This window comes from Limnospira sp. PMC 289.06 (genome assembly GCF_032350395.1).
GTDB lineage: Bacteria > Cyanobacteriota > Cyanobacteriia > Cyanobacteriales > Microcoleaceae > Limnospira > Limnospira platensis.
On the sequence record NZ_JARPLC010000503.1, the window covers coordinates 1 to 410 of the forward strand.

Here is a 410-nt window from a genome sequence, read left to right on the forward strand (position 1 = left end):
TCAAGCTCCAAAAGAGTATATTTCAAGCAGCTAAATCGGGACAGGATGCAAAGGTTAGAAGGTGGCAACGTCTATTGGTGAAATCATATTATGCCCGGCTCTTAGCAGTGCGGCTGTAGGGGCGGGTTCCACGGTCAGCCATGCTTCCCAACAGTCAGCTTAATAAACCCGCCCCCCAAGCGGGTCAAGGCAAGAAGACAGCCGGTGTTGATGGAGTAAGAGTAATCTCTCCAAGACAAAGGTTTGAACTGGTCAAGAACATTAAGGGAAACCTCAAAGCAAAACCACTGCGACGGGTTTGGATTCCAAAACCTGGTAGGGATGAAAAAAGCTGGAATAGGAATACCCACAATTCAAGATAGAGCAAGGCAAGCCTTGGTTAAATCGGCTCTCGAACCTGAATGGGAATT

Annotated in this window: 2 protein-coding genes; both read left to right on the forward strand. The window is 47.6% G+C overall.

Annotation, left to right across the window (positions count from 1 at the left end; genetic code table 11):
• Positions 1–119, forward strand: a 119-nt coding sequence (locus P5674_RS25995; protein WP_315670500.1) for a reverse transcriptase N-terminal domain-containing protein, incomplete at its 5' end; no start/stop codon positions are given.
• A gap of 21 nt (positions 120–140) precedes the next feature.
• Positions 141–362 carry an HNH endonuclease gene (locus tag P5674_RS26000; protein WP_202070353.1) on the forward strand — a complete coding sequence of 74 codons (222 nt, stop codon included), beginning with the start codon at positions 141–143 and terminating at the stop codon, positions 360–362.
• The last annotated feature ends 48 nt before the right edge of the window (positions 363–410 follow it).